The following is a 25,209-nucleotide window of genomic DNA, read 5'->3' as shown; positions in this document are numbered from 1 at the left end:
TCAAAGAGTACTCGAAATTGTCCGATGATGCAACAAGAACGTCTAATTACTCAGCAGCTGCTTCAACGACTTCCACTAAAGTCCAAGCTTTAGTTTTAGAAATTGGGCGGCTTTCTTTGATGGTCACTAAGTCGCCAGTTTTAGCAACATTGTTCTCATCATGAGCGTGTAATTTAGTTGAACGGCGGATTGATTTGCCGTACAACGGGTGTTGAACGCGGCGTTCAATAAGCACAACAATAGACTTGTCCATTTTGTCACTTACAACTTTGCCGGTTAACGTGCGGACTGTTTTTTCACTCATTGTCCGTTCCCCTGTTTTTCGGTAAGGAGTGTCTTGATACGAGCAATTGTCTTACGAGCAATTTGCACTTCATGCGATTTGCCTAATTGACCAGTTGCTTTCGCCATACGAAGACGGAATTGGTTAAGCTGTTGCTCATCAAGCAAAGCTTTCAACTCTTCTACCGACTTTTCACGTAGATCTTTAATTTTCATTACATCACCGTCCGAGTCACGATAGTGGTTTTAAACGGGAGTTTAGCAGCGGCTAAAGCAAAAGCTTCACGCGCTAACTCATCGCTAACACCTTCAATTTCGTACAGGATCTTACCTGGCTGGATCTGACAAACCCAGTATTCCACACTACCCTTACCTTTACCCATACGAACTTCTAATGGTTTTTCGGTAATTGGTTTGTCTGGGAATACGCGGATGAAGATTTTACCACCACGTTTAATACGACGGCTAATGGTACGACGTGCAGCTTCAATCTGACGCGCAGTCATACGACCACGTTCAGTTGCTTTAATTGCAATCGAACCAAATGATACTGTACTACCACGATGCGCTAGACCAGTGTTACGGCCTTTGTGCACTTTACGGAATTTGGTACGTTTAGGTTGCAACATGGATTATTCTCCCTTGTCAGCAGCACGGTCACCGCGACGACCACGACGCTCTTGACCTTCACCACGACCACGACCGCGTTTAGCTGGACGCTCTTCAGCAGGAGCAGGGTTCATGACTTGTTTCATGCCACCTAAAATCTCGCCACGGAAAATCCAAACTTTAACACCGATCGTACCGTATGTTGTTTCTGCACGCATAGTAGCATAGTCGATGTCAGCACGAAGTGTATGCAAAGGTACACGACCTTCACGATACCACTCAGTACGAGCGATCTCTGCACCACCTAAACGGCCAGAAACTTCAACTTTGATACCTTTAGCGCCAGCACGCATTGTGTTTTGAACCGCACGCTTCATAGCACGACGGAACATAACACGCTTTTCTAATTGAGAAGCAATTGCTTCAGCAACTAAACGTGCATCCAAGTCAGGGCGATCAATTTCATTGATGCTAACTTGAGCTGGAACACCCATAATGTTGGTGAGTTCGCGCTGTAATTTCTCAATATCTTCGCCTTTCTTACCGATCACGATACCAGGACGAGCAGTGCTAATTGTTACTTTAGCAGCACCTGTAGGACGTTCGATAAGAATATTGCTTACCATCGCATTCTTAAGTTTTTTAAGCAAAAACTCACGAACTTGAAGATCTTTAAGCAAGTATTCAGCGTATTGTTTCGGACTCGCATACCAGTTAGCGTTATGACGTTTCACAACACCTAGGCGGATACCGATTGGATGAACCTTCTGACCCATATCAAACCCCTACCTTAACGGTGATGTGACAAGTACGCTTAGTAATACGATCTGCACGGCCTTTAGCACGTGGCATAATACGTTTAAGGCTCATGCCTTCATCAACGTAAATCGTAGTTACTTTAAGGTCATCAACATCTAAGCTGTTGTTATGTTCAGCATTCGCGATTGCAGATTCAAGTGCTTTTTTAACGAGCACAGCTGCTTTCTTGTTGCTGAAGTTCAAAATGTCTATCGCACGTGCAACCGACTTACCACGGATCAAATCAGCAACTAAACGTGCTTTTTGTGCCGAGATAGCGGCACCGCGTAATTTAGCAGTTACTTCCATCATAGCACCTATTAACGTTTAGACTTCTTATCAACACCGTGACCACGATAGGTACGAGTTGGTGCGAATTCACCCAATTTATGACCAACCATGTGTTCAGTAACAATTACTGGAACGTGGTTACGGCCATTGTGAACAGAAATTGTTAAACCAACAAAGTCTGGAAGGATCATTGAACGACGTGACCATGTTTTGATCGGCTTACGGTTGTTAGCAGCAATCGCAGCTTCAACCTTAGCGAACAAATGCGCGTCGACGAATGGACCTTTTTTTAATGAACGAGGCATTATTCAGATTCCCTTACTTGACGCGACGGTCGCGAATAATCATCTTAGTCGTACGCTTATTGGTACGTGTCTTGTACCCTTTAGCTTTTTGACCCCATGGACTTACAGGTTGAATACCTTTACTACGTCCTTCACCACCACCGTGCGGGTGATCTACCGGGTTCATCGCCATACCACGAACGGTAGGACGAATACCACGCCAGCGCGCAGCACCAGCTTTACCCAATGAACGAAGGTTGCTTTCTTGGTTAGAAACTTCACCAATTACAGCACGACATTCAACGTGTACTTTACGCATTTCACCAGAACGTAAACGAACGATAGCGTAAGAACCATCACGACCCAACAACTGAACTGAAGTACCAGCCGAACGTGCTAATTGAGCACCTTTACCGATTTTAAGTTCAAGGTTGTGAAGCGTAGAACCGATTGGCATATTGCGAAGTGGCAAGCAGTTACCTGGACGAATTGGAGCATCGTTACCAGATTGTACTTTATCACCAGCACGTAAGCCTTTAGGTGCAATGATGTAACGACGTTCACCATCAGCATATTTCAATAAAGCAATATGAGCTGTACGGTTAGGATCGTATTCGATGCGCTCTACAGTCGCTGGAATACCATCTTTGTTACGTTTAAAGTCAACAATACGGTAGTTTTGCTTATGACCACCACCCACGTGACGTGTAGTGATGTGACCATTATTATTACGACCACCAGTACGTTTTTTAGCTTCTACCAACGGTGCATAAGGAGCGCCTTTGTGAAGATGGTCATGAACCACTTTCTCTACAAAGCGACGTCCTGGAGACGTTGGCTTACATTTTTGAATTGGCATAATTCTCGTCCTTATTCCGCTGCGTTTTCAGCGGTATCGCCCAAGTCAGCCATTTCTACATCTTGGCCAGCTTTCAGGGTGACGTATGCTTTTTTCACATCAGAACGACGTCCTAATGTTTTACCAAAGCGTTTTGTTTTACCTTTAGTGATCGTTGTATTAACTTTTACAACTTCAACACCAAAGAGCTGCTCAACTGCTTTTTTGATTTCAAGTTTGTTTGCATTTAATGCAACTTTGAACACTTGAACACCAGCAGTATCACCTAAAACTTGTGCTTTTTCTGAGAATACTGGTCCTAATAGGACTTGATAGATACGTTCGTTGTTCATCCGAGTTCTACCTCAATTTTCTTAGCAGCAGCTACAGACATTACAACTTTATCAAATGCAATCAAGCTAACAGGATCAATAGCAGTAGCATCAACCACATCAACGTGTGGAAGGTTGCGAGCTGCAAGATACAAGTTCTCATCTACAGCATCTGTAATGATCAATGCACGAGTTGCATTCAAGTCTGTAAGTTTTGCAAGCAAGTCTTTAGTTTTTGGAGCTGCAACAGCAAACTCTTCAACCAATACAAGACGATCTTGGCGAACAAGTTCAGCTAAGATACATTGCATTGCACCGCGATACATCTTACGGTTTACTTTTTGAGACCAATCTTGTGGGCGAGCAGCAAAAGTTTTACCACCACCAACCCAGATCGGGCTACGAATAGAACCCGCACGAGCGCGACCAGTACCTTTTTGACGGAATGGTTTTTTACCACCGCCAGAAACGTCTGCACGTGATTTCTGAGCCTTCGAACCTTGACGACCACCAGCTAAGTAAGCTGTAACAACTTGGTGTACAAGCGCTTCGTTAAACTCACGTCCGAAAGCAACTTCAGACAATTCAACAGCAGAGCCGGAAACAGTTTTTAAATTCACAGTATTTCCCCTCAGGCCTTGATGGTAGGACGTACAATAACGTCACCATTCGTTGCACCAGGAACAGCACCCTTAACAACTAAAACAGAACGTTCAGCGTCAATAGATACAATTTCAAGACCTTGAACTGTTACGCGTTCATCACCTAAGTGACCAGCCATTTTCTTGCCTTTGAACACGCGACCAGGAGTCTGGTTTTGACCTGTAGAACCTAATACACGGTGAGATACAGAGTTACCATGAGTAGCATCTTGCGTACGGAAATTCCAACGCTTAACACCACCTTGGAAGCCTTTACCTTTTGATTGACCAGTTACGTCAACAATTTGACCAACTGTGAACAAATCAACACCGATAGAAGCACCAACTTCACGGCCTTCAAGCTCAGCTTCAGTAACACGGAACTCTTTAACTAAACGACCAGCAGCAACACCCGCTTTCGCGAAGTGACCTTTCTGAGCGTTAGTTACGCGCGATTCGCGACGTTCACCAGTAGTTACTTGGATTGCTTGATAACCATCAGTTTCAAGTGTTTTGATTTGCGTAATGCGGTTTGGATCGACTTCGATCACTGTTACTGGAACAGAAACACCTGCTTCAGTAAAGATGCGAGTCATACCACATTTGCGACCGACTAAACCAATAGCCATGTGCATAAACCTCTAAAAAAGCGGCCTAATTAACTTAGAGTTAATTAACCGAAAGCCTTAACCCAAAGCGATCTGAACATCAACACCAGCAGCAAGATCTAACTTCATCAATGCATCAACAGTTTTATCTGTAGGTTGAACGATGTCGATCAAACGTTTATAAGTGCGGATTTCGTACTGATCACGAGCGTCTTTGTTGACGTGTGGTGAAGTAAGAACGTTGAAGCGTTCGATGCGAGTAGGCATCGGGATTGGACCACACACTTGTGCGCCAGTACGCTTAGCGGTTTCTACGATCTCTTGAGCAGATTGATCAATCAGGCGATGATCAAAAGACTTCAAACGGATACGAATTCTCTGGTTAGACATACCAGTAAACTCCAAGCCAAATATATAAAGAATCACCCATGACGCACCTCACCTTATTGGCAAGTGTCAAGGGCAGTGAAAATCACTAAGGTCATGATCGATGCCACGACTGTAATGCGTTAACTACTTTCTTCGTAGTGAACGCCCTCCATTTGAGGGTCGCCCATTATAACGATTGTTTAAGTCTTATGCAATTCTTCTTTTATTTTTTTAGTTTTATAGTTGATTAAGCATTCACCACATACTCTATTGCTCGATTTAGTAATTGATTACCCTGTTCAAACTTACTTTTAATCGTTTTTTTTAATTCTGCGATTGGCTGAACATATTCACCATTAAATGCCGCACTATCTTCTTCATTTTCAATCAACAATTGCAAAGCATGTGGTGTCATTTCAGGATGAAATTGAAACCCCAGTACATTGCGCCCAATTTGATACATTTGATTTTGACAAACATTATTCTGCGCTAAACGGACTCCTCCACGGGGTATTTCGAAGGTTTCACTATGCCACTGCATAATGTTAATTTTTTCTGGTATTTGAAAGTAATTTTCGGGTACGTGTGAAACACGACCCACGTCCATCCAACCTAACTCTTGATGTTGATTTCGACTCACAGATGCACCGAGTGCATTGGCAATCAGTTGCCCCCCTAAACATAAACCAATCGCAGGCTTACCCGCAGAGAGATAACGTCTTAACCATCTTTTTTCCAATTTTAACCAAGGATAATTTGCTTCGTCATTCACACTCATGGTTCCCCCCATAATGATCAGCAAATCAACTTCATCAATATTAGGTAGGGCCTCCAATTCAAGAGATAAATCAACGGGTAAAGCAAAGAACTCTGTGGCGGTAATTTTTGCTTGATGTGCCTTTAAATATTCATAGCAACTGCCAAAACCTTCACCAGCAATGTGCTGAAAATAATGCACTCTTAAATGCGACTTCATGCGCGTAAACCTATTGTAGTTAGAATGATAATTAGTCTTAGCAAAAATAAAGCCAGTTTTGACTAAAAGCTTTGATTCGTAACGATTCTGTACAAAATATGCAAATCACTAGCAGGATTCGATATTTTCTCTTAACCTAAATCATTCTATTGATTTAATTTTGCCCCATGACTAAACAAAATAGCTTACAAACCACACTCATTCATGCACCACGCCAAGCTCCCCAATACATAGAAACGATTCAACCTCCCCTATTTCGCGCATCAACGATTATTTTTAAAACAACAGCGCACCTTTTTGATCGCCACTGGACTGACCCTTATGATTATAGTTATGGCACACACGGTACACCGACGACGTTTACATTAGGAGATAATATTGCTCGAATTGAAGGTGGAAATTATTGTTTACTTGCACCCAGTGGCTTATCTGCAATCAATTTAGTAAATAGTACTTTTTTAAGCTCAGGGGATGAAGTTTGGGTTGCAGACAATATTTATGGCCCAAATCTGGAACACTTAAAGAATCTGCAAGACCGTTACGGCATTCACGTCAAAATCTACAACCCAATTGATGCAAATAGCTTTCAACCAACTGAAAAAGCTAAATTAATTTGGCTAGAGGCGGCAGGTTCTGTCACCTTAGAATTTCCCGACCTCAAAAATCTGGTTAAAAAAGCTCAGCAAGCGAATGTTCTCACTGCATTGGATAATACATGGGGTGCAGGGCTAGCTTTTAATGCATTTGATTTTTCAGATGAGCATTTGTCTGTGGACATCACTATACATGCACTCACCAAATACCCAAGCGGTGGTGGCGATATTTTAATGGGTTCAGTGGTTACACGAGATCCGCAATTACATCATAAACTGTACCGTATGCATGCAACCCAAGGGATCTGTGTTTCAGGCGATGATACCGCACAAATTCAACGTAGCTTGGCTCATATGCCACTTCGTTATGAACAACAATCTAACAGTGCAATAGCAGTGCTTGATTGGCTAAAGCAACAATCTCAATTTTGCCAAGTTTTACATCCAAGTGATGCCAACTCAGCAGGCCATTTATTTTGGCAGCAAGTCTGTGAAACAGGAAAAAGTGCAGGTTTAGTCAGTGTCATTTTCAAACCTGAATATGATCTCGCAGCGATTCGAAAATTCTGCGATAGCTTAAACTTATTTAAGTTGGGATTCAGTTGGGGTGGCCCTGTCAGCCTTGTTATGCTTTATGATTTAAAACAGATGCGAGAACTAGAAAATACACATTTACAACAAGGTTTATTGGTTCGCTTCTGCATAGGACTAGAACATCCAAACGATTTAATCCAAGATATTCAAAACGCACTAAAACAACTCGAATGAAATAAAGCATAGGTGAAGAATGAATACACCCATTATTATTGCAAAAAAAACCTCAGATACAACGCAAGATATTGTTTTACATTCTCAATTTGCAAACCGCCACGGTTTAATTGCAGGTGCGACAGGCACAGGTAAAACAGTGACTCTGAAGGTATTAGCCGAAAGTTTCTCACGGCTGGGCGTACCTGTCTTTTTGGCAGATGCTAAAGGTGATGTCTCTAGTTTGGCTAAAGCAGGAAGTAGCAACCCCAAATTTGATGAGCGTTTAAAAAACTTACAACTTGAACCCATTCCATTTGCTGCTTCCCCTGTTATTTTTTGGGATTTATTTGGGCAACAAGGTCATCCTATTCGTACCACAATTTCAGAAATTGGTCCGTTACTTTTGGCACAAATGCTCAATCTGAATGACACACAAGAAGGCGTTCTTTCGGCCGTTTTCCGCGTTGCAGATGATCAAGGGCTTTTATTAATTGATTTCAAAGACCTTAAAGCAATGCTGACCTATGTCAGCGAAAATGCAGCCGAATTAAAAGCTGAATATGGCAACCTTTCTCCAGCTAGTCTTGGGGCGATTCAACGTAATTTATTGGCTTTAGGTGATCAAGGTGGAGAGCAATTTTTTGGTGAGCCTAGCCTGAATATTCTCGATTTTATTCAGACCGATACCAATGGTCATGGCTATATCAATATCTTAGCTGCCGACAAGTTGATGAATACCCCGAAGCTTTATGCCACATTCCTGTTATGGATGCTTTCTGAGCTATTTGAGCAGCTTCCAGAAGTTGGCGATATGGATAAGCCGAAACTGGTGTTCTTCTTCGATGAGGCTCATTTGTTATTTGATAATGCCAGTCCAGCCTTGCAACAGAAAATCGAACAGGTAGTTCGCCTGATTCGCTCTAAAGGTGTGGGAATTTATTTTATTACCCAAAACCCACTGGATTTACCGGAAAGTGTCTTAGGGCAATTAGGCAACCGTGTGCAACATGCCTTACGTGCATTTACTCCAAAAGATCAAAAGGCGGTCAAAACCGCAGCGGATACCTTTCGAGCCAATCCAGCATTCAAAGTTGATCAAGCGATTACAGAACTTGCTGTAGGTGAAGCATTAATTAGTTGTCTAGATGAGCAAGGGACACCGCAAATTGTAGAGCGCGGTTGGGTCATGCCACCTTACTCTTCATTTACGCCAATCACGCCAGAAGAACGCCAAATTATTATTTCGCAAAGTATTGTTGCAGATGTTTATGATCAAGCTGTGGATCGTGATAGTGCTTATGAAATGCTGCAAAAGAAAGTGCTACAACAGTCTCAACAAAAACAGGCAGATGAATTAGAAAAGCAGCAAAGCAAAGAACAAGATGCTTTAGCCAAACAACAGGCGAAAGAACAAGAACGCTTTGCAAAAGAGCAACAAAAAGCCGCAGAGAAAGCACAACGAGATCGAGAGAAACTCACCCAAGATATTGTGGGAACTTTTGCAAAAAGTGCGGCTCGTAGCTTGGGCGGCTCTACAGGTCAAAAGATCGTTCGCGGTTTACTTGGTTCATTATTTGGCAAATAAAAATCTTTATTATTTTAAAAATCAGAGGATAATCATTTATCCCCTATTTTTTTATGGTTTTAGTCAAAACAGATCTTGCAAATAAATTTTATAAGGTATATTTTAAATATATCTTATAAATGATAGCCAAGAGAGATCACCCATGACTCCGCAGCAAATTGACCTTGTAAAAGCAACTGTACCTGTACTCCGTGAAAATGGTGTGGCACTCACTGGTTACTTTTACAACCGTATGTTAGGTAATAACCCCGAATTAAAAGAAACCTTCAATATGGGGCATCAACGTAGTGGTGCACAAGCACAAGCACTTGCGGGTGCTGTACTAGCTTATGCGGAAAATATTGAAGATCCTTCTGTACTTTTACCTGTGGTCGAATTGATTGCACACAAACATGTGAGCTTGAATATTCAATCACCTGATTACAGTATTGTGGGTGAGAACCTACTACACTCTATCAGTGAAGTACTGAATATTTCGATGGAAGATCCATTGATTGGTGCATGGGCGGCCGCTTATGGTCAATTAGCTGACTTATTTATTAGCACTGAAAAAGCGATCTATGATCAACATCAACAAACCAAAGGCAGTTGGTTAGGTTGGCGTAATTTCAAAATTGCCAAAAAAGTCGTTGAAAGCGATGAAATTACTTCATTCTATCTCGCACCTGTGGATGGTGGTGAATTACCTAAATATGAAGCGGGTCAATACATTTCAGTTCGCGTGTTTGTACCTGAACTCAATTTAAGACAACCACGTCAATACACACTATCAACAAGTCCTCAAGCAGATTACTTACGTATTTCAGTCAAACGTGAGGATGAAAAAGGTGAGTTAGCAGGTGGTTGGGTATCAAGCACCTTACATGGCTTGGCTGAGGGTTCAGAAATTGAGGTATCTGCACCTACAGGCAACTTCTACCTGATTGATAGCAAAAAACGTAATGTGTTTATCAGTGGTGGTGTTGGCTTAACTCCAATGATTGCTATGCTGAATCAATTAGTGACAGAAGATATGCCTCAGCCTGTCAGCTTTATTCATGCCTGCCGTAGCAGTCAGGTGCATGCCATGAAACAGCATATTCATGAGTTAAAGGCAAAATATCCACGCCTGAGCACATTTACTGCCTATGAATTCCCACATGAAAGTGATGTGCTAGGTGAAGATTATGACGTTGCTGGCCGTCTGGATTTAGCAGCGATGGATGCCGCTTTACTGCCAATCAATGCAGACTATTATCTGTGTGGTCCAATGCCATTTATGGCGGAACAGCATAAGGCACTGGTTGCCCGTGGTATTCCTGCCGAAAACATTCATAGCGAAGCATTCGGTACGGGTGGCGTAAAACTCAGCTAATCGGTGCTGCGTTTTGCATAGGGCTAGTCTATGTTAGACTAGCCCTTTCTGTTTAAAGCAATAGATTGAGTGAAAACCCATGCAACTCAATAAGTTTACTGATTATGCACTCAGAATCTTAATGTATGTCGCTCGTCCGAGTGATGTACCGTATACGATTGCAGATATTGCACGGGACTTGCATGTATCCCAAAATCATTTAGTGAAAATCGTTCACTTCATGGGAAAACAGCATTGGATTGTAACGATTCGCGGCAAAGGCGGTGGACTTCGTTTAAATCCAGAAGCCAAAAGTTTAAAACTAGGTGAAATTGTTCGTATCCTACAAGGCAATCATCAAATCGTAGAATGTAATACGCCACCTTGTGTTTTACGCTCTCATTGCGGACTGAAAAGTATTTTGGATCAAGCTTTAGAATGTTTTTATCAAAGCCTAGATCAATATACACTTGGAGAAGTGCTGCAATATGGCATTCTTCCCTCTTCTACAAATTCAAATATTGATTTTTTACAACTCGTTCAAAAAGCCTAAACATCAAGATTCGCACGAATCTCTCACATCCTTTATAATAGTCGTTGCTATTTCAATTCAAAAAGTAAGCTTCTATGCGTCGTAGTGAAAAATCGAAAGACACCAAAGCCAAACTCGCACCTAAACAAAAAATCAGTTATGAAAAAAAGACTGATCCTGCAGTAACCGCATATGCAGTGCAGTCTTTGACTTGGTTACGCCAAGCTGAATTTTTGATGAGTGCACCTAAACTGGATTTGTGCGTAGAAGATACAGGTTATGAAATCGCATTTGCAGGTCGTTCCAATGCAGGAAAATCGAGTGCAATTAATGCTTTAACCAATCAAAAGCAACTCGCACGCGCTTCAAAAAGACCTGGGCGCACGCAAATGATTAACTTTTTTAGCTTAGGTAATCCAGATCAACGTTTGGTCGATTTACCAGGTTATGGTTATGCGGCTGTACCTGAAGCCATGAAAATCGTATGGCAGAAAGAACTTGAGAACTATCTAATCCATCGTAAAAGCTTACAAGGCTTAGTACTGTTAATGGACATCCGCCATCCATTACAACATTTTGACTTAATGATGCTGGAATGGGCACATTCACGCCATTTGTTTGTGCATATCCTGCTTACTAAAGCCGATAAATTAAACCGTGGCCCTGCCAATAAAGTACTATTAGAAATTAAGCAGCAGTTGAAGAAAATGAAACTTGATTTCTCGATTCAATTATTCTCTTCACTCAATCGAATTGGTTTAGAAGAATTGGCAAGCGTCATGGGTGGCCGTTTACATTTCACACTTGATCAACCAGCAGAATTTGACCTTGATCAGATCCCAGAAGCTTCAGAAGTAGACGTCGAAGAATAAATAATGCATTTTATACAACTTGATGCATTAAATAATTTCTAATTGTCCCGAATTGCTAAACACAAACACTAGGTAGTTTTCATATACTGCTTAGTGTTGGTTCATTGCACTATCGATTAGGACTAAACGATGAAATTACTATCAATTATGAAGAACAAAGTGCTTGGTTCTTCGATTGACTATAAAATTCTCCCACGCAAAGTGAAGTTTGACTGGAAAAAAACACCAGTGGATTGGATTCCAAACCAGCCTTATGCCAGTTATTTTATTAATGAAATTAACAATATTTTGCCTGCTGGTGAGTTTTGGTTCTGCCGCTTATACAACAAAGTTCTTCCAGAAATTACTGATGAAAAATTAAAACAAGACGTTCAAGCATTTATTCGCCAAGAAGCGATGCATGCGGTTGCACATACGTCTGCGAACAAAGAATATCTTAGCCAACGTAATATTGATATTCAGCGTAATCTCGATATTATGGATTTCTTATTTAACAAAGCTTTAGCTGATAAGCCTTTTGGTAAAGAAGTTCCTAAAATACTTGACCATCAATGGGATTTGTTCCGTCTAGGCATCATTGCAACAGTTGAACACATGACTTGTGTATTGGGTAAATACGCACTGTATAACAAACGTTGGGAAGAGCTCGGTGCCGATCCTGAAATGATTGATCTGATTAAATGGCATGGTTCTGAAGAAATCGAACATCGTACCGTTGCCTTTGATCTATATCGTCATTTAGGTGGTGGTTATATTGCACGTTATTACATGAGTGTCGCTGTAATCGTAGGTGTACTTGGTTTATGGGTTGATGGCGCGGCACATATCATGGGTCAAGATCCTCGTTTTACCGACAAAAAACCAAGCTTATTTAGACCATGGGTTTGGATGGAATGGTACAAAATTGGTCGTCAAGATAATCAGGTTTTACCAAATCCAATTTGGTTAGTCGCTCAACAAATCGACTATCTCATGCCTTGGTATGATCCTGTGAAAGAAGGTAATACTCAAGATGCGGTGAATTATTTAAATAATTCACCAGCAGCAAAACGCGCTTTACAACAAGCTGCATAAGCATTTCAATAAAAAAGCAGGAGTCTTCTCCTGCTTTTTTTATTTCTTAAATCGCATCAACTTGATTCAACTTCTGCTTGCTTAGCATAACGATCAACAACAACGCTGATCATCATATCACCCTGTACATTCACCACTGTTCGTACAGTATCTAATACTCGATCAATCGGTAATAAAATCGCAATCGCTTCCGCAGGCAAACCAACTGATTGTAAAACCATAATCATGGTCACCATACCTGCGCTGGGAATACCTGGTGCTCCCAATGAAGCAATCATGGCAGTTAAACATACGATAATTTGCTGTGTTAAGCTCAAGTCCAAGCCTATCAAATTTGCAATAAACAAAGCAGCGGCTGCCTCATAAAGTGCAGTACCATCCATATTTAATTGTGTTCCTAAAGGAATCACAAATCCTGCCGTCTGTGGTCGCACACCTAAATTTTCTTGTGCACATTTCATACTGAGTGGCATCGTCGCGGAACTTGAACTAGTCGCAAATGCAGTGACCAAAGCTGTGCGTGCACCTTTAAAGAAAGTGATTGGATTCATTTTTCCAAAAATCCAAAGTAATGTCGGCAAAACAACAGCACCGTGAAAAATCGTTGTTCCTGTGACAACCATTGCGAATTCCACTAAACGACTTAACACGGAAAGATCTTCGCTCGCGATCAATTTAGCAAGCAATGCAAAAATACCGATTGGCGCTAGCTTCATCACCCAACCCACAAGCATCATCATCATGACAAAGAATTGTTGGCAGGTATTGCGAACCAAACTAAAGCTTTCACCCCCTTTGACTAATGCGACTCCAAGGAATAACGCAAAGACCACAACTGCAAGTACATTACCCTCACTAAATGCTTTAAAAGGATTGATCAAGGTATTTTGGATAAAACTGGTCAGAAAACTTGAAGGCGTCAGCGTATCTGGCGTCTGATGGTTTTGCATGGCTTCTTGGAAGATTTGAATATCTACGCCTTTACCTACTTCAAATAGATGTGCACAACTAATCCCTAAAATCAAAGCTAAGGTTGTCGTCGTGAGACAGCTTAATGCTGTAATTTTCCAAACTCGCCCAAATTGTCCACCAGCCTGTAAATTTGAAACACCTACAACGATCGAACTAAAAATAAGTGGGATGAGCAACATTTTTAGTAAACCAATAAAAATACTGCTTAAAATCCCCAGCCCATACAAACTATGTTCAGCAAAACTAGTCTGCGGATACAAAGTCAAGAAGAACCCATATATAACACCCAGTACGGCTGCGATTAGAATTTGTGTATTTAAATTCATTCTGATTAATAAAATATTTTAGCTTGTGGGTACTATGGCACGCTCATATTGAAGAATCGAGCAATTTTTTGTCACAACCTTATGACAAAAAAAGCCATCTAAACGATGGCTTTAATTTGAATTTTTCAAATCTAACTTACTGGGTTTCAATTTCTCTTAAGCGAATTAGCCCCTCTTGCACAGTGCTACATACCAGCTGACCATTCTGCCACATGCGTCCAAAATTCAGACCACGTGAACTGGCACTAATCGTTGCTTCCATATCGTAAAGCATCCAATCATCAGCACGTAACGGGCGATGGAAGTAAATGGTATGATCAATACTTGCACATTGTAAATTTGGCGAAATCCAAGATAACCCGTGTGGACGCAGTGCTGTAGTCATCAAAGTAAAGTCTGAATAAAACGCAACGATGGCTTGATGTAATGAAACGTCATCAACATTTTCTGCAATACGATCATGGGTACGAATGTAGTGCGCATAATATGGTGCTTCAGGCTGCGGCTGAAAAGGATTAACTGGTCGAGTTGGTCTAATTTCCACATGACGTTCGCGCATAAAACTCGTACGTGCATTTTCTGGAACGAAATTGAGCATACTTTCTTTTAATTCTTTCTCAGACTTCAGCTCTTCAGGACTCGGATACTCTGGTTCTTTATGTTGATAATTTAAGCCTTCTTCTGGATTGGCAAAAGATACCATCGCCGAGAAAATTGTACGTCCATGTTGGATCGCACGCACTTGTCGACTTGCAAAACTTTTACCATCTCGCAATGGATCAACTTCATAAATGATCGGTGCATCGACATCACCACCATATAAAAAATAAGCATGCAACGAATGTGCTGGACGGTTTGTGGTATATGACGCCGCTCTTAATGCTTGTCCAAGAACTTGCCCACCGAATACTCGTTTCCCAACCAAATTGCGACTGTTGCCTCGGAAAATATGTTCTTCCAACTTTTCCAAAGTCAAAAGTTCAACCAGTTCTTGAGTTAACGCATTCATGTAATAGCCTTCCAACATCAATGAGGAGAGATCAACTAATCCATTCAGGATTGATCATTTCGATTGTGCCACAAATTCCAATAAATATGCTCAGGATAAAATGATTCATCCGTCACATTAATCTTTATTTATAACCGCTAAAAATACGATTTTTAACGATAAAATCTACCAAATACGCTATATTTTGTCAGAAAATAACATATCGTTTCATGGCAGAATATCGCAGAATGTCGTGTTGACGTTTGTGTTCATCGAGCTATGCCGTACGCTGTGGTTTACGGCACTATAACAACGCCTCATGCTCAAGGTTATCATTTAGGAGTCTGTAATGTCCAAGACTGGATTTGGTCAAATGTATCGCCAACTGTCGAGTAAGTTACTTGACCTTGTGGTCACTCCACATGTTCTTGGTGAAGTTCCTACAGAATCAACAACAACTGAGCAAAGCACACCAGATTCAAATAAAGTGATTTGTTATGTACTACAAAATTATTCACGTAGTAATGCTTTGGTAGTTGATGGTGAAACGCGTCGCCTTCATCTAAAGCCGGCTTTGGATGCCATGAGTTTTGGAACTTATCATGAAAAAAACTCGATTCTATTTTTACATCAGAATGAAAATAACTTTTTTAATACTCAAACATATCCCCCACGCCTTCTACAGTTGATCGAAGCATTAGAACAAAATCAAGAAGTAGATGTTCAATTAGTTCCCGTTACAGTACTTTGGGGACGCTCACCTGATAAAGAAGATTCATGGTTTAAATTATTATTTTCTGATACTTGGGCAACACCAGGTACTGTTAAGCAACTCATGAATATTGGCTTACATGGGCGTGATTCATATTTAGAATTCCATGAACCTCAATCTCTACGTGAATTGGTAGATTATGCCAAGAGACATCATCCAAACATCTCTCCTGCCACGTATATCGCAAGTTCACTAGATGGCTACCTAGACCAGCAACGCGAAGTGGTACTTGGGCCTGACTTGTCAGACCGCCGCAACGTGATGCAGTCTATCATTAAGGCACCCGATGTACAGGATGCCATTCGCCGTGAAAGCATTCAGCATAAAATCAGCATGCTTGAGGCAGAACGCCGCGCAATTGGCTATGTCAATGAAATCGTTTCTGATTATTCAGCGTCAGCAGTACGCTTCGCAGATATGGCTTTAACACGATTATGGACACAACTATATGATGGCGTTGAAGTTCATAATTTCAGTACAGTTCGCGAACTTGCGAAAGACTATGAAATTATTTACACACCATGCCACCGTAGCCATATCGACTATTTATTATTGTCCTATGTGATTTATAAACGTGGCTTGATGATTCCATATATTGCTGCGGGTGATAACCTGAACTTACCTTTTGTAGGTCAGTTATTGCGTGGAGGCGGTGCATTTTTCATACGCCGCTCATTCCGCGGAAATGCACTGTATACTTCTGTATTTAAAGAATATTTATACACCATTCTATCGCGCAATACGCCTATCGAGTACTTCATTGAAGGCGGTCGTTCACGTACTGGTCGCTTGCTACCACCGAAGACAGGTATGCTTGCAATGACCGTACATGGTCATTTACGCGGTCGTGCTAAGCCAATCGTATTCTTACCGACATATATTGGTTATGAGCGCTTGATGGAAGGCTCAACTTATGTAGGTGAAATGCAAGGTAAGCCAAAAGAAGCAGAATCAATTTTCGGTATCGTCAAAACTTTACGTAAAATTGAAAGAATTTTTGGCAAGGTACACGTTAACTTTGGTGAACCTGTTTTCCTCGATGATATTTTAAAGCAGCATAATGCAGACAAAATTCAGATCGAAAAAAATGATGCGCCAATTCCAGCTGAAGTATCGAATGTTGTTTCAAGCTCAGCTAATGTTATTTTAGAAAATATTAACCGCGCGGTGGTCATCAACCCTGTTTCATTATTATCTTTGATCTTATTAGCAACACCAAAGCATACATTAGATGAAGAGATCTGTGCGAAACAGCTTGATATTTATCGTGATTTAGCGACTCAACAACCATATGATGAACGCACGCAAGTCACTTCTTTATCAGGTAAAGAAATCATTGCTTATGGTCTAAAGCTCAAACTGATCAAACGTGTGCAGCATGTTCTAGGTGATATTATTGCCATAGAAGACAATCAAGCTGTTTTATTAACCTATTTCCGTAACAACATCTTGCATGCTTTTGTCTTACCATCACTGGTTGCATCATTGGTTGAACATAACGGTAAGATTAATAAAACAGATTTAAGTAATGTGATTCGTACATTGTATCCATTCTTAAAAGCTGAATTATTCATGAAGTGGAAAGCTTCTGAATTGCAACAGCATATTGATAACTATATCAACGCACTTGTTCAAATTGGTCTAATTTTCCAAGATCATGATGGGAACTTATTTAGCCCAACACCAAACAGTGAAGAGCATCAGAAACTTTTGACTTTAGGCATGCCAGTTAAACAAAGCTTAGAGCGTTATTACATGACGCTTGCACTGATCACCCAACGTGGTTCTGGCAACATTTCAACCAAACAAGTCGAAGAGTTAAGTCACTTATTAGGTCAACGCCTATCTGTACTATATGAATTTAACTCACCTGAGTTCTTTGATAAGTCTTTATTCCAGAGCTTTATTAAGGTTCTAACACAACAAAATTACATTCGTAATAATGAACATGGTTTCATTGAATATGATGATAATTTCAGTGAAATGGCCGCAGGTGCACAGTTGGTACTGGATGAAACGACCTTGCAAATGTTGCAACACATCACAACATTTACAGATAAAGAACTTGCAACCGCTTTAGAAGCAATGGCTTCTCAACAGGCAAAACGTCGTTTAAAACGCAAGAAAGCTTAATGTTTCGGTATTCACTTCTGATGGGTTAGTCAAAAAAATTGGCTAACCCAATTTATTTGCGGCATTCTAAATATTTCGGATCATCTAGACATCTGAGTCGTTTGATTAGCTCGACAAAATAGGCATCGTAGTAACCTGAATCCACATAACGATTACGAATCTTAGCAACCAGCGCCTCATAGCCCTGCTTTTCATAACCCGAAATATCAGCCCAATAATACGCTGGTAAATGATTTTCCCATTGCATTGCTTGTGCAGCTAAAACATTACTATTTTTTACAAACCAAGTTCGGATTTGGTGTCCAAAACCATTGGGATACGCTTGAGGTCGAATCACAATATTAATTGCGAAATACGCGACTGGAAAATTGACAACTTGGGTCGATTCACCAAACTCTTTTTTCAAGTTATAAGGTAATACGCCATACGCTGGTGCAGCCAATATATCGATCTTCTTTTGCTTGAAAGAATCAACTGCCGTAGCAAAATCCACATAAACAGGTTTTGCCGATACACTTTGTACCAATGCCAATTGAGGCGGATTATTTTCCAAAATACCAATGGTCTTATTCTTTAATTGTGAAACTTTCCTGATCTGCTGAGTATTCATGGTCATATATGCCGTGCCAATTGGAATCATGCCTAGCACTTCATAATTTTGATCTAGCATACGTTTTTCGACATTTGGATTGGTCAATAACTGCAACAACATACGTGCAACACGATTGTTTGAAATCAAACCAATTCCACTGGTACTTCCCATAAAATGGTTGTAACGATAGGTATGAAAATTAGATGCCACTAAACCTGAACATTTATTTTGGTCAAATGCCTGAATCGCATTTTTTTCATCCTTAAAAGTATCAAATTTCAACTGAGTTTTATGTTGAAGTGCATAGAGACGAATATCTTGTAAACGACGACTAATATCGCCCTGAGTACTCAATGGATCAAACACACACCATGTTTGTGCGCCCGCCCAACTTGTTGTTGCTACCAACACCAGCATCATCGTAAAAATTATTTTTCTCATATCCACCCCTTAATGCCTCATCACAAACCATGTGCACAACTCAGGCAGTTCCTTTACGGAATCTGTTGGTATTTTATCATCAAAATCTATACCAACTATTCAAATTGTCTTGCAGTTTAATCTAGGGTTTGTTGAGAATTACCGAGAGTTAATTAAACTAGCGCACAATTGAATCATGGCTTCAAAACTCGTATCTGTTTTACAACTACGCATCGCTATACGTTTAAATTCTTTTAACTTACAGAAATAGTTTTCAATGAGATGACGCCATTTATACATAATCGTATCAAATGCTCTCATTACTTTTCGATTAGATTTGGGTGGGATCACCACTTTCACTTTACGTTCATTTAGTTCTTGAATCAGCCAATCTGCATCAAATGCTTTATCCGCTAGTAATGCTTGAAAATCAACATCTTCAATTAAAGGTTTGGTTTCTACTAAATCGTGATATTGACCAGGCATTAATCGAAACTTAATGAGGTTGCCTAGACTATCCACTAAGGCAAGAATTTTACAGGTCATTCCACCTCGAGATTTACCTATAGACTGTTTGAAAGTCCCCCTTTTGCACCTTGCCCATGTCGATGAACTTTAACAATCGTTCCATCAATCATGGCGTATTCCAAATCAACATCTTCATTTACAGATGCAAAAATAGTTTCAAATACACCAGCTTTCACCCAGTCACGGTATCTTTTAAAGACGGTATTCCATTTACCAAAATGAGGAGGTAGATCACGCCATGGACTGCCTGTACGGGCAATCCAGAGGACTGCTTCTAAGAATAATCGATTATCTTTTCCACTACGACCTCGATCGGTCACTTTACCTAGGCAAAAAGGTTCCATTTTTGCCCATTGGGCATCAGTAAGTATGTATCTATCCATAGTACTATTATAAATTAATCAGTTGCCTTTGTTAATTCTCAACAAGCCCTAATTATTTTTCATTATCATGTACCGACAACAGCGTCTGATAGTCATTAAAGCAAATCTGATGTTCAAATTTAAATCCCGTTTGTGGCAATCGAGTTGCATAAATTCGCTTCCCAGTTACTTGCTCAGACATAAGTTGCAACTGAGGCAAGTTTAAATATTGTTGAAACCAACTTAATATTTCATGCATGGGTAAAGGATTGTTATTACTAATAATATAACTTGATTCCACAATATCTATGACAGCTAATAACGCTAAAAACTTGGCTAAATCATCGATATGAATTCGATTACTAAAATGTATCGTTGGATAAGTCAGTGTTTGTTCAGCAAGCTTTTTTAAACGAGCAATTGAGGTCCCATAAATTCCTGCTGGTCGGACAATAATGCTCTGATGAGGATAATGTGATTGCCACAACAACTCCATCTTCCGAAGCAGATGTCCCTGCTCATCGATGGGTTGAATGAATGATTCATCATCGATTCGCTCCCCTGCATTTTCACCATAGACTCGTGTCGAAGAAACGATGATGATACGTCGAACAGGATGATTTTTGAGAGCATTAGCAATTGGTTCAACGCTATCAACATAGGTTTGTTGATATGCTTCTATGCCGCTCTGCGAAGGTGCAAGAATGACATAAACCAAATCAATTGGATCAAGCTGAGTCAAATCTAAATAATGTATATCTTGGATATAGTGTCTTGCATAACAATCCATTTTTGGACTACGGCTAATTGTGCTAATGTGGTGACCTTGCTCAAATAAGTGTTTAGCAACGCGCTGAGATGTTTTACCATAACCAATAAATAAAATATGCATATACACCCTTGAATAGAGATGACTTCAGTCCAGCAATTACAAGGTGTTGGTGCCGCCGCAGCAACCCTATTAAAAAAGCTTCATATTTTTAGCACGGATGATTTGCTGTTTCATCTTCCTCGTGACTATGAAGATCGTAGCACCATTATTCCAATGAATCAGCTGGTTGTTGGACGAAGTTATTTGCTCGAAGGTGAGGTTCGATCCGTAGATTTTCCTCCAGGCAAAAAGAAATCACTTGCAGCCTTATTACAAGATGATTTTGGCAAGGTTACTTTACGGTTTTATCACATTTATAAGGGATTAACTGATCGCATCAAAATGGGACAACAGCTTCGAATATTCGGTGAAGTTCGTGTTGGAGCACGCGGTCTTGAAATGTATCATCCAGAAATACAAGTCATCCAACAGCATACGCCGTTACCCAAAACCCAACTCACGGCAATTTATCCTAGCACTGAAGGTCTGACACAGCCTAAATTACGTGAATATATTCGTCAAGCGTTACAACATCATAGCGATGACTTGGCTGAGTTATTACCGACTAAATACAGCAACGGCTATGAACTTAAACAAGCATTAGAATATATTCATGAGCCACCTGTTGATGCCAACATGCAACAACTCAATCAAGGTTCGCATCCTGCCCAACAACGATTAATTTTTGAAGAGCTAGTCGCCCATCAAATTAGCCTATTAACACGCCGTGCCTATATCCGCCAAATTGCTGCACCTCGTTTTGATAGCAGTAAGGTCTTGGCTAAGGCATTATTAGATGGTCTTCCTTTTCAAATGACCAATGCACAAAAACGAGTTTCTAAGGAAATCTTGCAAGATCTCAAGCAAAATCAACCGATGCTCCGCTTAGTCCAAGGTGATGTAGGAGCAGGTAAAACACTCGTTGCAGCAGTTGCAGCCTGCCATGCACTAGAAGCAGACTGGCAAGTTGCACTGATGGCACCGACTGAGATCTTAGCAGAACAACATTATTTAAATTTTAAACGCTGGTTTGAGCCACTAGGCATCCAAGTGGTATGGCTTTCAGGCAAACAAAAAGGCAAAGCACGTACACAAGCTGAACAACAAATTAAACAAGGGCATGCACAACTTATTGTCGGTACGCATGCTTTATTCCAAGATGCCGTGGAATTTTCTAAACTAGGCTTGGTTATTATTGATGAACAACATCGTTTCGGGGTCGATCAACGCCTTGCTTTAAGAAATAAAGGCGCTAATCAATTTACCCCACATCAATTGGTGATGACAGCCACCCCGATTCCCCGCACACTCGCGATGAGTGCTTATGGTGATTTAGATACTTCAATTATTGACGAGCTCCCCCCGGGACGCACCACAATTCAAACCGTAACAATTCCTTTAGATCGCCGTGAACAAGTCCTGCAACGGATTGCCAGCAACTGTCGTGAAGGTAAACAAGCATATTGGGTCTGCACCTTAGTGGAACAATCTGAAACCCTAGATGCTCAAGCCGCCGAAGCCACCTATCAAGAAATCAAGGAACGCTTTCCAGACATCAATATTGGTCTGGTCCACGGCAAAATGAAAGCAGATGAAAAACAAGCGGTCATGCAAGCCTTTAAAGATAATCAATCACAACTGTTAATTGCCACTACCGTGATTGAGGTTGGGGTCGATGTACCCAATGCATCCATCATGGTCATTGAGAATGCTGAACGTTTGGGTCTCTCGCAATTGCACCAACTTCGAGGGCGTGTTGGGCGTGGTGCTACCGCTAGTTTTTGCGCTCTACTCTACAAAGTACCTTTGTCTCAAAATGGTCAGGAGCGACTGTCTATTTTACGAGAAAGTAATGATGGTTTCGTAATTGCTGAAAAAGATTTGGAAATACGCGGTCCGGGTGAACTCTTAGGAACAAAACAAACTGGGGATATGGGCTTCCGTGTGGCACGTTTAGAACGTGATGATCATTTACTCACACAAGCCCATTATGTGGCTGAACAAATTCTAAAAGATTATCCACAGCATGCTGATGGACTATTAAAACGCTGGCTACCTGAAGCCCCAAGATACGCCTATGTTTAAATTAATTCAAACATCAGCAAAACAAATCTTTGATTATCTAACGCCATGTAGCCTGTGTGATATTGGGATTAGGAAGCAATACGGAGTATGTCAAAGTTGTTGGAATCAGTTACCTTGGTTAAAACAATCCATTCAACGTAATCAACAACAAATATTTGTTGTATGCCATTATCAATATCCGATTGATCGCATCATTCAGCAATTTAAATATGAACAAAAATTGCATCATCAACGACTATTGGAAGGACTGCTACAACAACTCAAGCTTCCTAAAGTTCATGCCATCGTTCCAATGCCGATTTCAACTGATCGATTAGTTGAACGAGGTTTCAACCAAACGCTTTTACTGGCCCAAGCACTTAGTAAAAGCTTAAATATCCCTATCTGGCAACCTATACAACGCTTGGATCAACACTCGCAAAAAGGCTTATCGCGCATCGAAAGACTAGAAAATATTGAACAGCAATTTGTGGCTGCACCGCCCAATCATCTTCGTTATCGCAAAGTCTTGATCGTCGATGATGTCGTCACAACGGGCAGTTCAATTACCGCCTTATCTCAAGTCTTGCAACAACTTGGCTGCCAACAGGTTTATAGTATTTGTTTAGCAGCCCCTATCCGTAATAATGCTAGTTCTCTAAATTTTGCTGACACCATGGAATCACCACGTGTTGAGTAAGAGGTGCAAGTAAAGTGACTTGATCTTCCAAATCAATCCATTTCATCTCTGCAATTTCCGCAGCGATACGTGGTGTTTGTTTCAGTTTCACCTCATAAACATAACTCACTAACAGATGATCAGGCTCATTTGCAGCAGCCGTTTCAAAGCGCCCGATAAACTGTTTGATCTCAGATTCACACGCGATTTCCTCTAAAATTTCACGCTGTATTGCAATTTCAGGCGCTTCATTCAGTTCCAGTTTTCCACCCACCTGCATAAATGCCTGCGTATTCTGTTTACGCACTAAAAGCAATTGATTTTGGTCATTTAAAATGACAGCGGCAGCCACAGTAATCGTTTTCAATACCCTTTCCTCACACTTAAATTTCAACCGATGCATTCATTACAATGGAACTAAAGAACCATAAACTCGGTATTGTCCTGCTCAGCCATGACTTATCTAGACAACGATAATTTTTTAGATCAATAGAACCATAATCTGGCAGCCTCACACAAAAAACACATATAGAATTCATACAATTAAAACCGTTTTATATAACTGTCATGCTGATAAAGTAGGCTGTGTAACAAGATTTTTTAGAAATTAACGTTTAGGCAAGTGTTTTTCGTTTCATCCTTGTCTAAAATACACGCTGGTTTTCGGTACAATGCTGAAAATCTCACATTGGCTGCGCGAGGAAAAAAGACATGCTTGAAGCCTTTTATGCCACAGAGCGCGGTAGTCTAGAAGATGCAACAATCAATGGGAGTTTTGATCTCCACCCTGAATTGGTTTGGATTGATCTAATTGCTCCATCTCAAGAAGAACAACAGTGGGTATTTGATGCTTACGAGCGAAACCTACCAACATTAAAATCACTTGAAGACATTTCCTCATCCGCACGATTTTACCGTGATGATGATGGCATCTTGCATATCAGTACATATTTTTTAACAAAGAATAAAAATTATCAGGTCGATGGCGATACAGATGAGTCATCTCATATGCTTGCAACAGTACAAACAGTTGCCTTCATTCTGCATAAAGATCGTTTGTTTACCATGCGTGGCGAAAAATTAGTTGCATTTCGTGCCTTCCGTGCGCGTGCACGCCGTAATGATTACAATATGGACTATAAAGATCCCACTTGGATCTTGCTCGGGTTACTTGAAGCAAAACTAGATGAGCTTGCGGATATCTTGGAAGATATCCACAAAGACTTGGAAAGATACTCCACAGAAGTACTCAATAACCATCATCGTGAAACCCTGCTCGATCTTGATGACATGATTACACGACTCGCACAACAAGAAGATATGCTTGGAAAGGCGCAACTGTGTTTGATCGATTTACGTCGTGTGCTTACCTTCCTTTCTCGTCCTCGAGCTTTAGGCAGTCATATTTATGATGCAGATATTCGAGAATTAAGTGAGGATGTCCGTTCACTGGTCGAACATGATGCATTCTTATTCCAGAAAGTCCGCTTCTTACTGGATACCACATCAGGCTTCATTAACACCGAACAGAATGACACAATTCGTCGATTCTCGATCTTACCAAGTATGCTTGCCCCTCCGATGCTGATTGCTAGTATTTATGGCATGAACACTGAGGTCTTACCTTTCGCACATGGTAGTCTGAGTTTCTGGATTGTAGCGAGTATCCTGATGGCGTTCCTTGTACTCCCAATGGTGTACTTCCGCTGGAAGAAATGGATTTAATAAAAAAGCA

Annotated in this window: 26 protein-coding genes and 2 pseudogenes; 10 read left to right on the top strand and 18 right to left on the bottom strand. The window is 40.7% G+C overall.

Features of this window, described 5'->3' with window-relative positions:
* Nucleotides 1-46 precede the first annotated feature (46 nt).
* The 12 genes and pseudogenes from rpsQ to CDG55_RS03100 form a co-directional block, all read right to left on the bottom strand.
* Nucleotides 47-304, bottom strand: a complete 258-nt coding sequence (gene rpsQ / locus CDG55_RS03155) for a 30S ribosomal protein S17 (protein WP_004641057.1) — start codon at nt 302-304, stop codon at nt 47-49.
* Nucleotides 301-498, bottom strand: coding sequence for a 50S ribosomal protein L29 (gene rpmC, locus CDG55_RS03150; protein WP_004660354.1), 198 nt, complete (start codon nt 496-498; stop codon nt 301-303). The genes rpsQ and rpmC overlap by 4 nt, the downstream gene beginning before the upstream one ends.
* Entirely contained in the window at nt 498-911 is a 414-nt protein-coding gene (gene rplP, locus CDG55_RS03145) for a 50S ribosomal protein L16 (RefSeq protein WP_004657678.1), read from the bottom strand. The genes rpmC and rplP overlap by 1 nt, the downstream gene beginning before the upstream one ends.
* Nucleotides 851-1,667, bottom strand: a pseudogene (gene rpsC, locus CDG55_RS03140) (30S ribosomal protein S3). The gene rplP and the pseudogene rpsC overlap by 61 nt, the downstream one beginning before the upstream one ends.
* A 1-nt stretch (nt 1,668) precedes the next feature.
* On the bottom strand, nt 1,669-1,998 hold the full coding sequence (gene rplV, locus CDG55_RS03135; RefSeq protein ID WP_004657676.1) for a 50S ribosomal protein L22: 330 nt from the start codon (nt 1,996-1,998) through the stop codon (nt 1,669-1,671).
* Between the two features lie 11 nt (nt 1,999-2,009).
* On the bottom strand, nt 2,010-2,285 hold the full coding sequence (gene rpsS / locus CDG55_RS03130) for a 30S ribosomal protein S19 (RefSeq protein ID WP_004641066.1): 276 nt from the start codon (nt 2,283-2,285) through the stop codon (nt 2,010-2,012).
* Between the two features lie 13 nt (nt 2,286-2,298).
* A complete protein-coding gene (rplB, locus tag CDG55_RS03125) occupies nt 2,299-3,123 on the bottom strand; it encodes a 50S ribosomal protein L2 (RefSeq protein WP_004660349.1) in 825 nt (274 codons plus the stop codon).
* A gap of 11 nt (nt 3,124-3,134) precedes the next feature.
* Entirely contained in the window at nt 3,135-3,455 is a 321-nt protein-coding gene (rplW, locus tag CDG55_RS03120) for a 50S ribosomal protein L23 (protein ID WP_038346096.1), read from the bottom strand.
* Complete coding sequence (gene rplD, locus CDG55_RS03115; RefSeq protein ID WP_004660347.1) at nt 3,452-4,054, bottom strand: 50S ribosomal protein L4; 603 nt, start codon at nt 4,052-4,054, stop codon at nt 3,452-3,454. Before rplD ends, rplW begins: the two co-directional genes overlap by 4 nt.
* 11 nt (nt 4,055-4,065) lie before the next feature.
* Nucleotides 4,066-4,704 carry a 50S ribosomal protein L3 gene (gene rplC / locus CDG55_RS03110; protein WP_004777442.1) on the bottom strand — a complete coding sequence of 213 codons (639 nt, stop codon included), beginning with the start codon at nt 4,702-4,704 and terminating at the stop codon, nt 4,066-4,068.
* A 57-nt stretch (nt 4,705-4,761) separates the two neighbouring features.
* Nucleotides 4,762-5,073, bottom strand: a complete 312-nt coding sequence (gene rpsJ, locus CDG55_RS03105) for a 30S ribosomal protein S10 (RefSeq protein ID WP_000070912.1) — start codon at nt 5,071-5,073, stop codon at nt 4,762-4,764.
* A gap of 226 nt (nt 5,074-5,299) precedes the next feature.
* Complete coding sequence (locus tag CDG55_RS03100) at nt 5,300-6,028, bottom strand: type 1 glutamine amidotransferase (protein WP_087536458.1); 729 nt, start codon at nt 6,026-6,028, stop codon at nt 5,300-5,302.
* 167 nt (nt 6,029-6,195) lie between these two features.
* Here CDG55_RS03100 and CDG55_RS03095 point away from each other — a divergent pair, with 167 nt between their 5' ends.
* From CDG55_RS03095 to CDG55_RS03070, 6 genes are all read left to right on the top strand, one after another.
* Nucleotides 6,196-7,389, top strand: a complete 1,194-nt coding sequence (locus CDG55_RS03095) for a PLP-dependent transferase (protein WP_087536457.1) — start codon at nt 6,196-6,198, stop codon at nt 7,387-7,389.
* Between the two features lie 19 nt (nt 7,390-7,408).
* Nucleotides 7,409-8,956, top strand: a complete 1,548-nt coding sequence (locus CDG55_RS03090; protein WP_087536456.1) for a helicase HerA-like domain-containing protein — start codon at nt 7,409-7,411, stop codon at nt 8,954-8,956.
* 142 nt (nt 8,957-9,098) lie between these two features.
* A complete protein-coding gene (gene hmpA / locus CDG55_RS03085) occupies nt 9,099-10,310 on the top strand; it encodes an NO-inducible flavohemoprotein (RefSeq protein ID WP_087536455.1) in 1,212 nt (403 codons plus the stop codon).
* Between the two features lie 79 nt (nt 10,311-10,389).
* On the top strand, nt 10,390-10,842 hold the full coding sequence (locus CDG55_RS03080) for an RrF2 family transcriptional regulator (protein ID WP_087536454.1): 453 nt from the start codon (nt 10,390-10,392) through the stop codon (nt 10,840-10,842).
* A gap of 74 nt (nt 10,843-10,916) precedes the next feature.
* Entirely contained in the window at nt 10,917-11,693 is a 777-nt protein-coding gene (gene yihA / locus CDG55_RS03075; protein ID WP_087536453.1) for a ribosome biogenesis GTP-binding protein YihA/YsxC, read from the top strand.
* 129 nt (nt 11,694-11,822) lie between these two features.
* Entirely contained in the window at nt 11,823-12,767 is a 945-nt protein-coding gene (locus CDG55_RS03070; RefSeq protein WP_087536452.1) for a metal-dependent hydrolase, read from the top strand.
* 56 nt (nt 12,768-12,823) lie between these two features.
* Here the strand turns inward: CDG55_RS03070 and CDG55_RS03065 are convergent, their stop codons facing one another.
* Nucleotides 12,824-14,065: a dicarboxylate/amino acid:cation symporter gene (locus tag CDG55_RS03065; protein WP_087536451.1), complete on the bottom strand. Its 1,242-nt coding sequence runs from the start codon at nt 14,063-14,065 to the stop codon at nt 12,824-12,826.
* A gap of 136 nt (nt 14,066-14,201) precedes the next feature.
* The gene (locus CDG55_RS03060; protein ID WP_004660328.1) at nt 14,202-15,074 is read right to left on the bottom strand and encodes an acyl-CoA thioesterase; all 873 of its coding nucleotides are present in this window, start codon (nt 15,072-15,074) and stop codon (nt 14,202-14,204) included.
* 328 nt (nt 15,075-15,402) lie between these two features.
* On the opposite strand from CDG55_RS03060, the gene plsB reads away from it, so the two are divergent.
* A complete protein-coding gene (gene plsB, locus CDG55_RS03055) occupies nt 15,403-17,958 on the top strand; it encodes a glycerol-3-phosphate 1-O-acyltransferase PlsB (protein ID WP_087536450.1) in 2,556 nt (851 codons plus the stop codon).
* Between the two features lie 52 nt (nt 17,959-18,010).
* On the opposite strand, the gene CDG55_RS03050 is transcribed toward plsB, so the two are convergent.
* The 3 genes and pseudogenes from CDG55_RS03050 to CDG55_RS03040 all read right to left on the bottom strand — a co-directional run bounded on the left by CDG55_RS03050 (nt 18,011) and on the right by CDG55_RS03040 (nt 20,752).
* Nucleotides 18,011-18,991, bottom strand: a complete 981-nt coding sequence (locus tag CDG55_RS03050; RefSeq protein WP_087536449.1) for a putative solute-binding protein — start codon at nt 18,989-18,991, stop codon at nt 18,011-18,013.
* Between the two features lie 138 nt (nt 18,992-19,129).
* A pseudogene (locus tag CDG55_RS03045) lies at nt 19,130-19,842 on the bottom strand (IS5 family transposase).
* A 91-nt stretch (nt 19,843-19,933) separates the two neighbouring features.
* Complete coding sequence (locus CDG55_RS03040) at nt 19,934-20,752, bottom strand: NAD-dependent epimerase/dehydratase family protein (protein ID WP_087536053.1); 819 nt, start codon at nt 20,750-20,752, stop codon at nt 19,934-19,936.
* An 18-nt stretch (nt 20,753-20,770) separates the two neighbouring features.
* Here CDG55_RS03040 and recG point away from each other — a divergent pair, with 18 nt between their 5' ends.
* Nucleotides 20,771-22,816, top strand: a complete 2,046-nt coding sequence (gene recG / locus CDG55_RS03035) for an ATP-dependent DNA helicase RecG (RefSeq protein ID WP_087536052.1) — start codon at nt 20,771-20,773, stop codon at nt 22,814-22,816.
* Nucleotides 22,809-23,495 carry a ComF family protein gene (locus CDG55_RS03030; RefSeq protein WP_087536051.1) on the top strand — a complete coding sequence of 229 codons (687 nt, stop codon included), beginning with the start codon at nt 22,809-22,811 and terminating at the stop codon, nt 23,493-23,495. Before recG ends, CDG55_RS03030 begins: the two co-directional genes overlap by 8 nt.
* Here CDG55_RS03030 and CDG55_RS03025 read toward each other — a convergent pair.
* On the bottom strand, nt 23,446-23,841 hold the full coding sequence (locus tag CDG55_RS03025) for an NUDIX hydrolase (RefSeq protein ID WP_171287506.1): 396 nt from the start codon (nt 23,839-23,841) through the stop codon (nt 23,446-23,448). The genes CDG55_RS03030 and CDG55_RS03025 overlap by 50 nt on opposite strands.
* Nucleotides 23,842-24,185: 344 nt before the next feature.
* Between CDG55_RS03025 and CDG55_RS03020 the strand changes: the two genes are divergently transcribed.
* Nucleotides 24,186-25,199 (top strand): CorA family divalent cation transporter, encoded by a 1,014-nt coding sequence (locus CDG55_RS03020; protein WP_087536049.1) that lies wholly within the window; start codon nt 24,186-24,188, stop codon nt 25,197-25,199.
* Nucleotides 25,200-25,209 lie beyond the last annotated feature (10 nt).

Source organism: Acinetobacter sp. WCHA45 (assembly GCF_002165255.2).
In the GTDB taxonomy this organism is placed as follows: Bacteria; Pseudomonadota; Gammaproteobacteria; order Pseudomonadales; family Moraxellaceae; genus Acinetobacter.
This window is presented reverse-complemented; position numbering and strand designations above follow the sequence as displayed.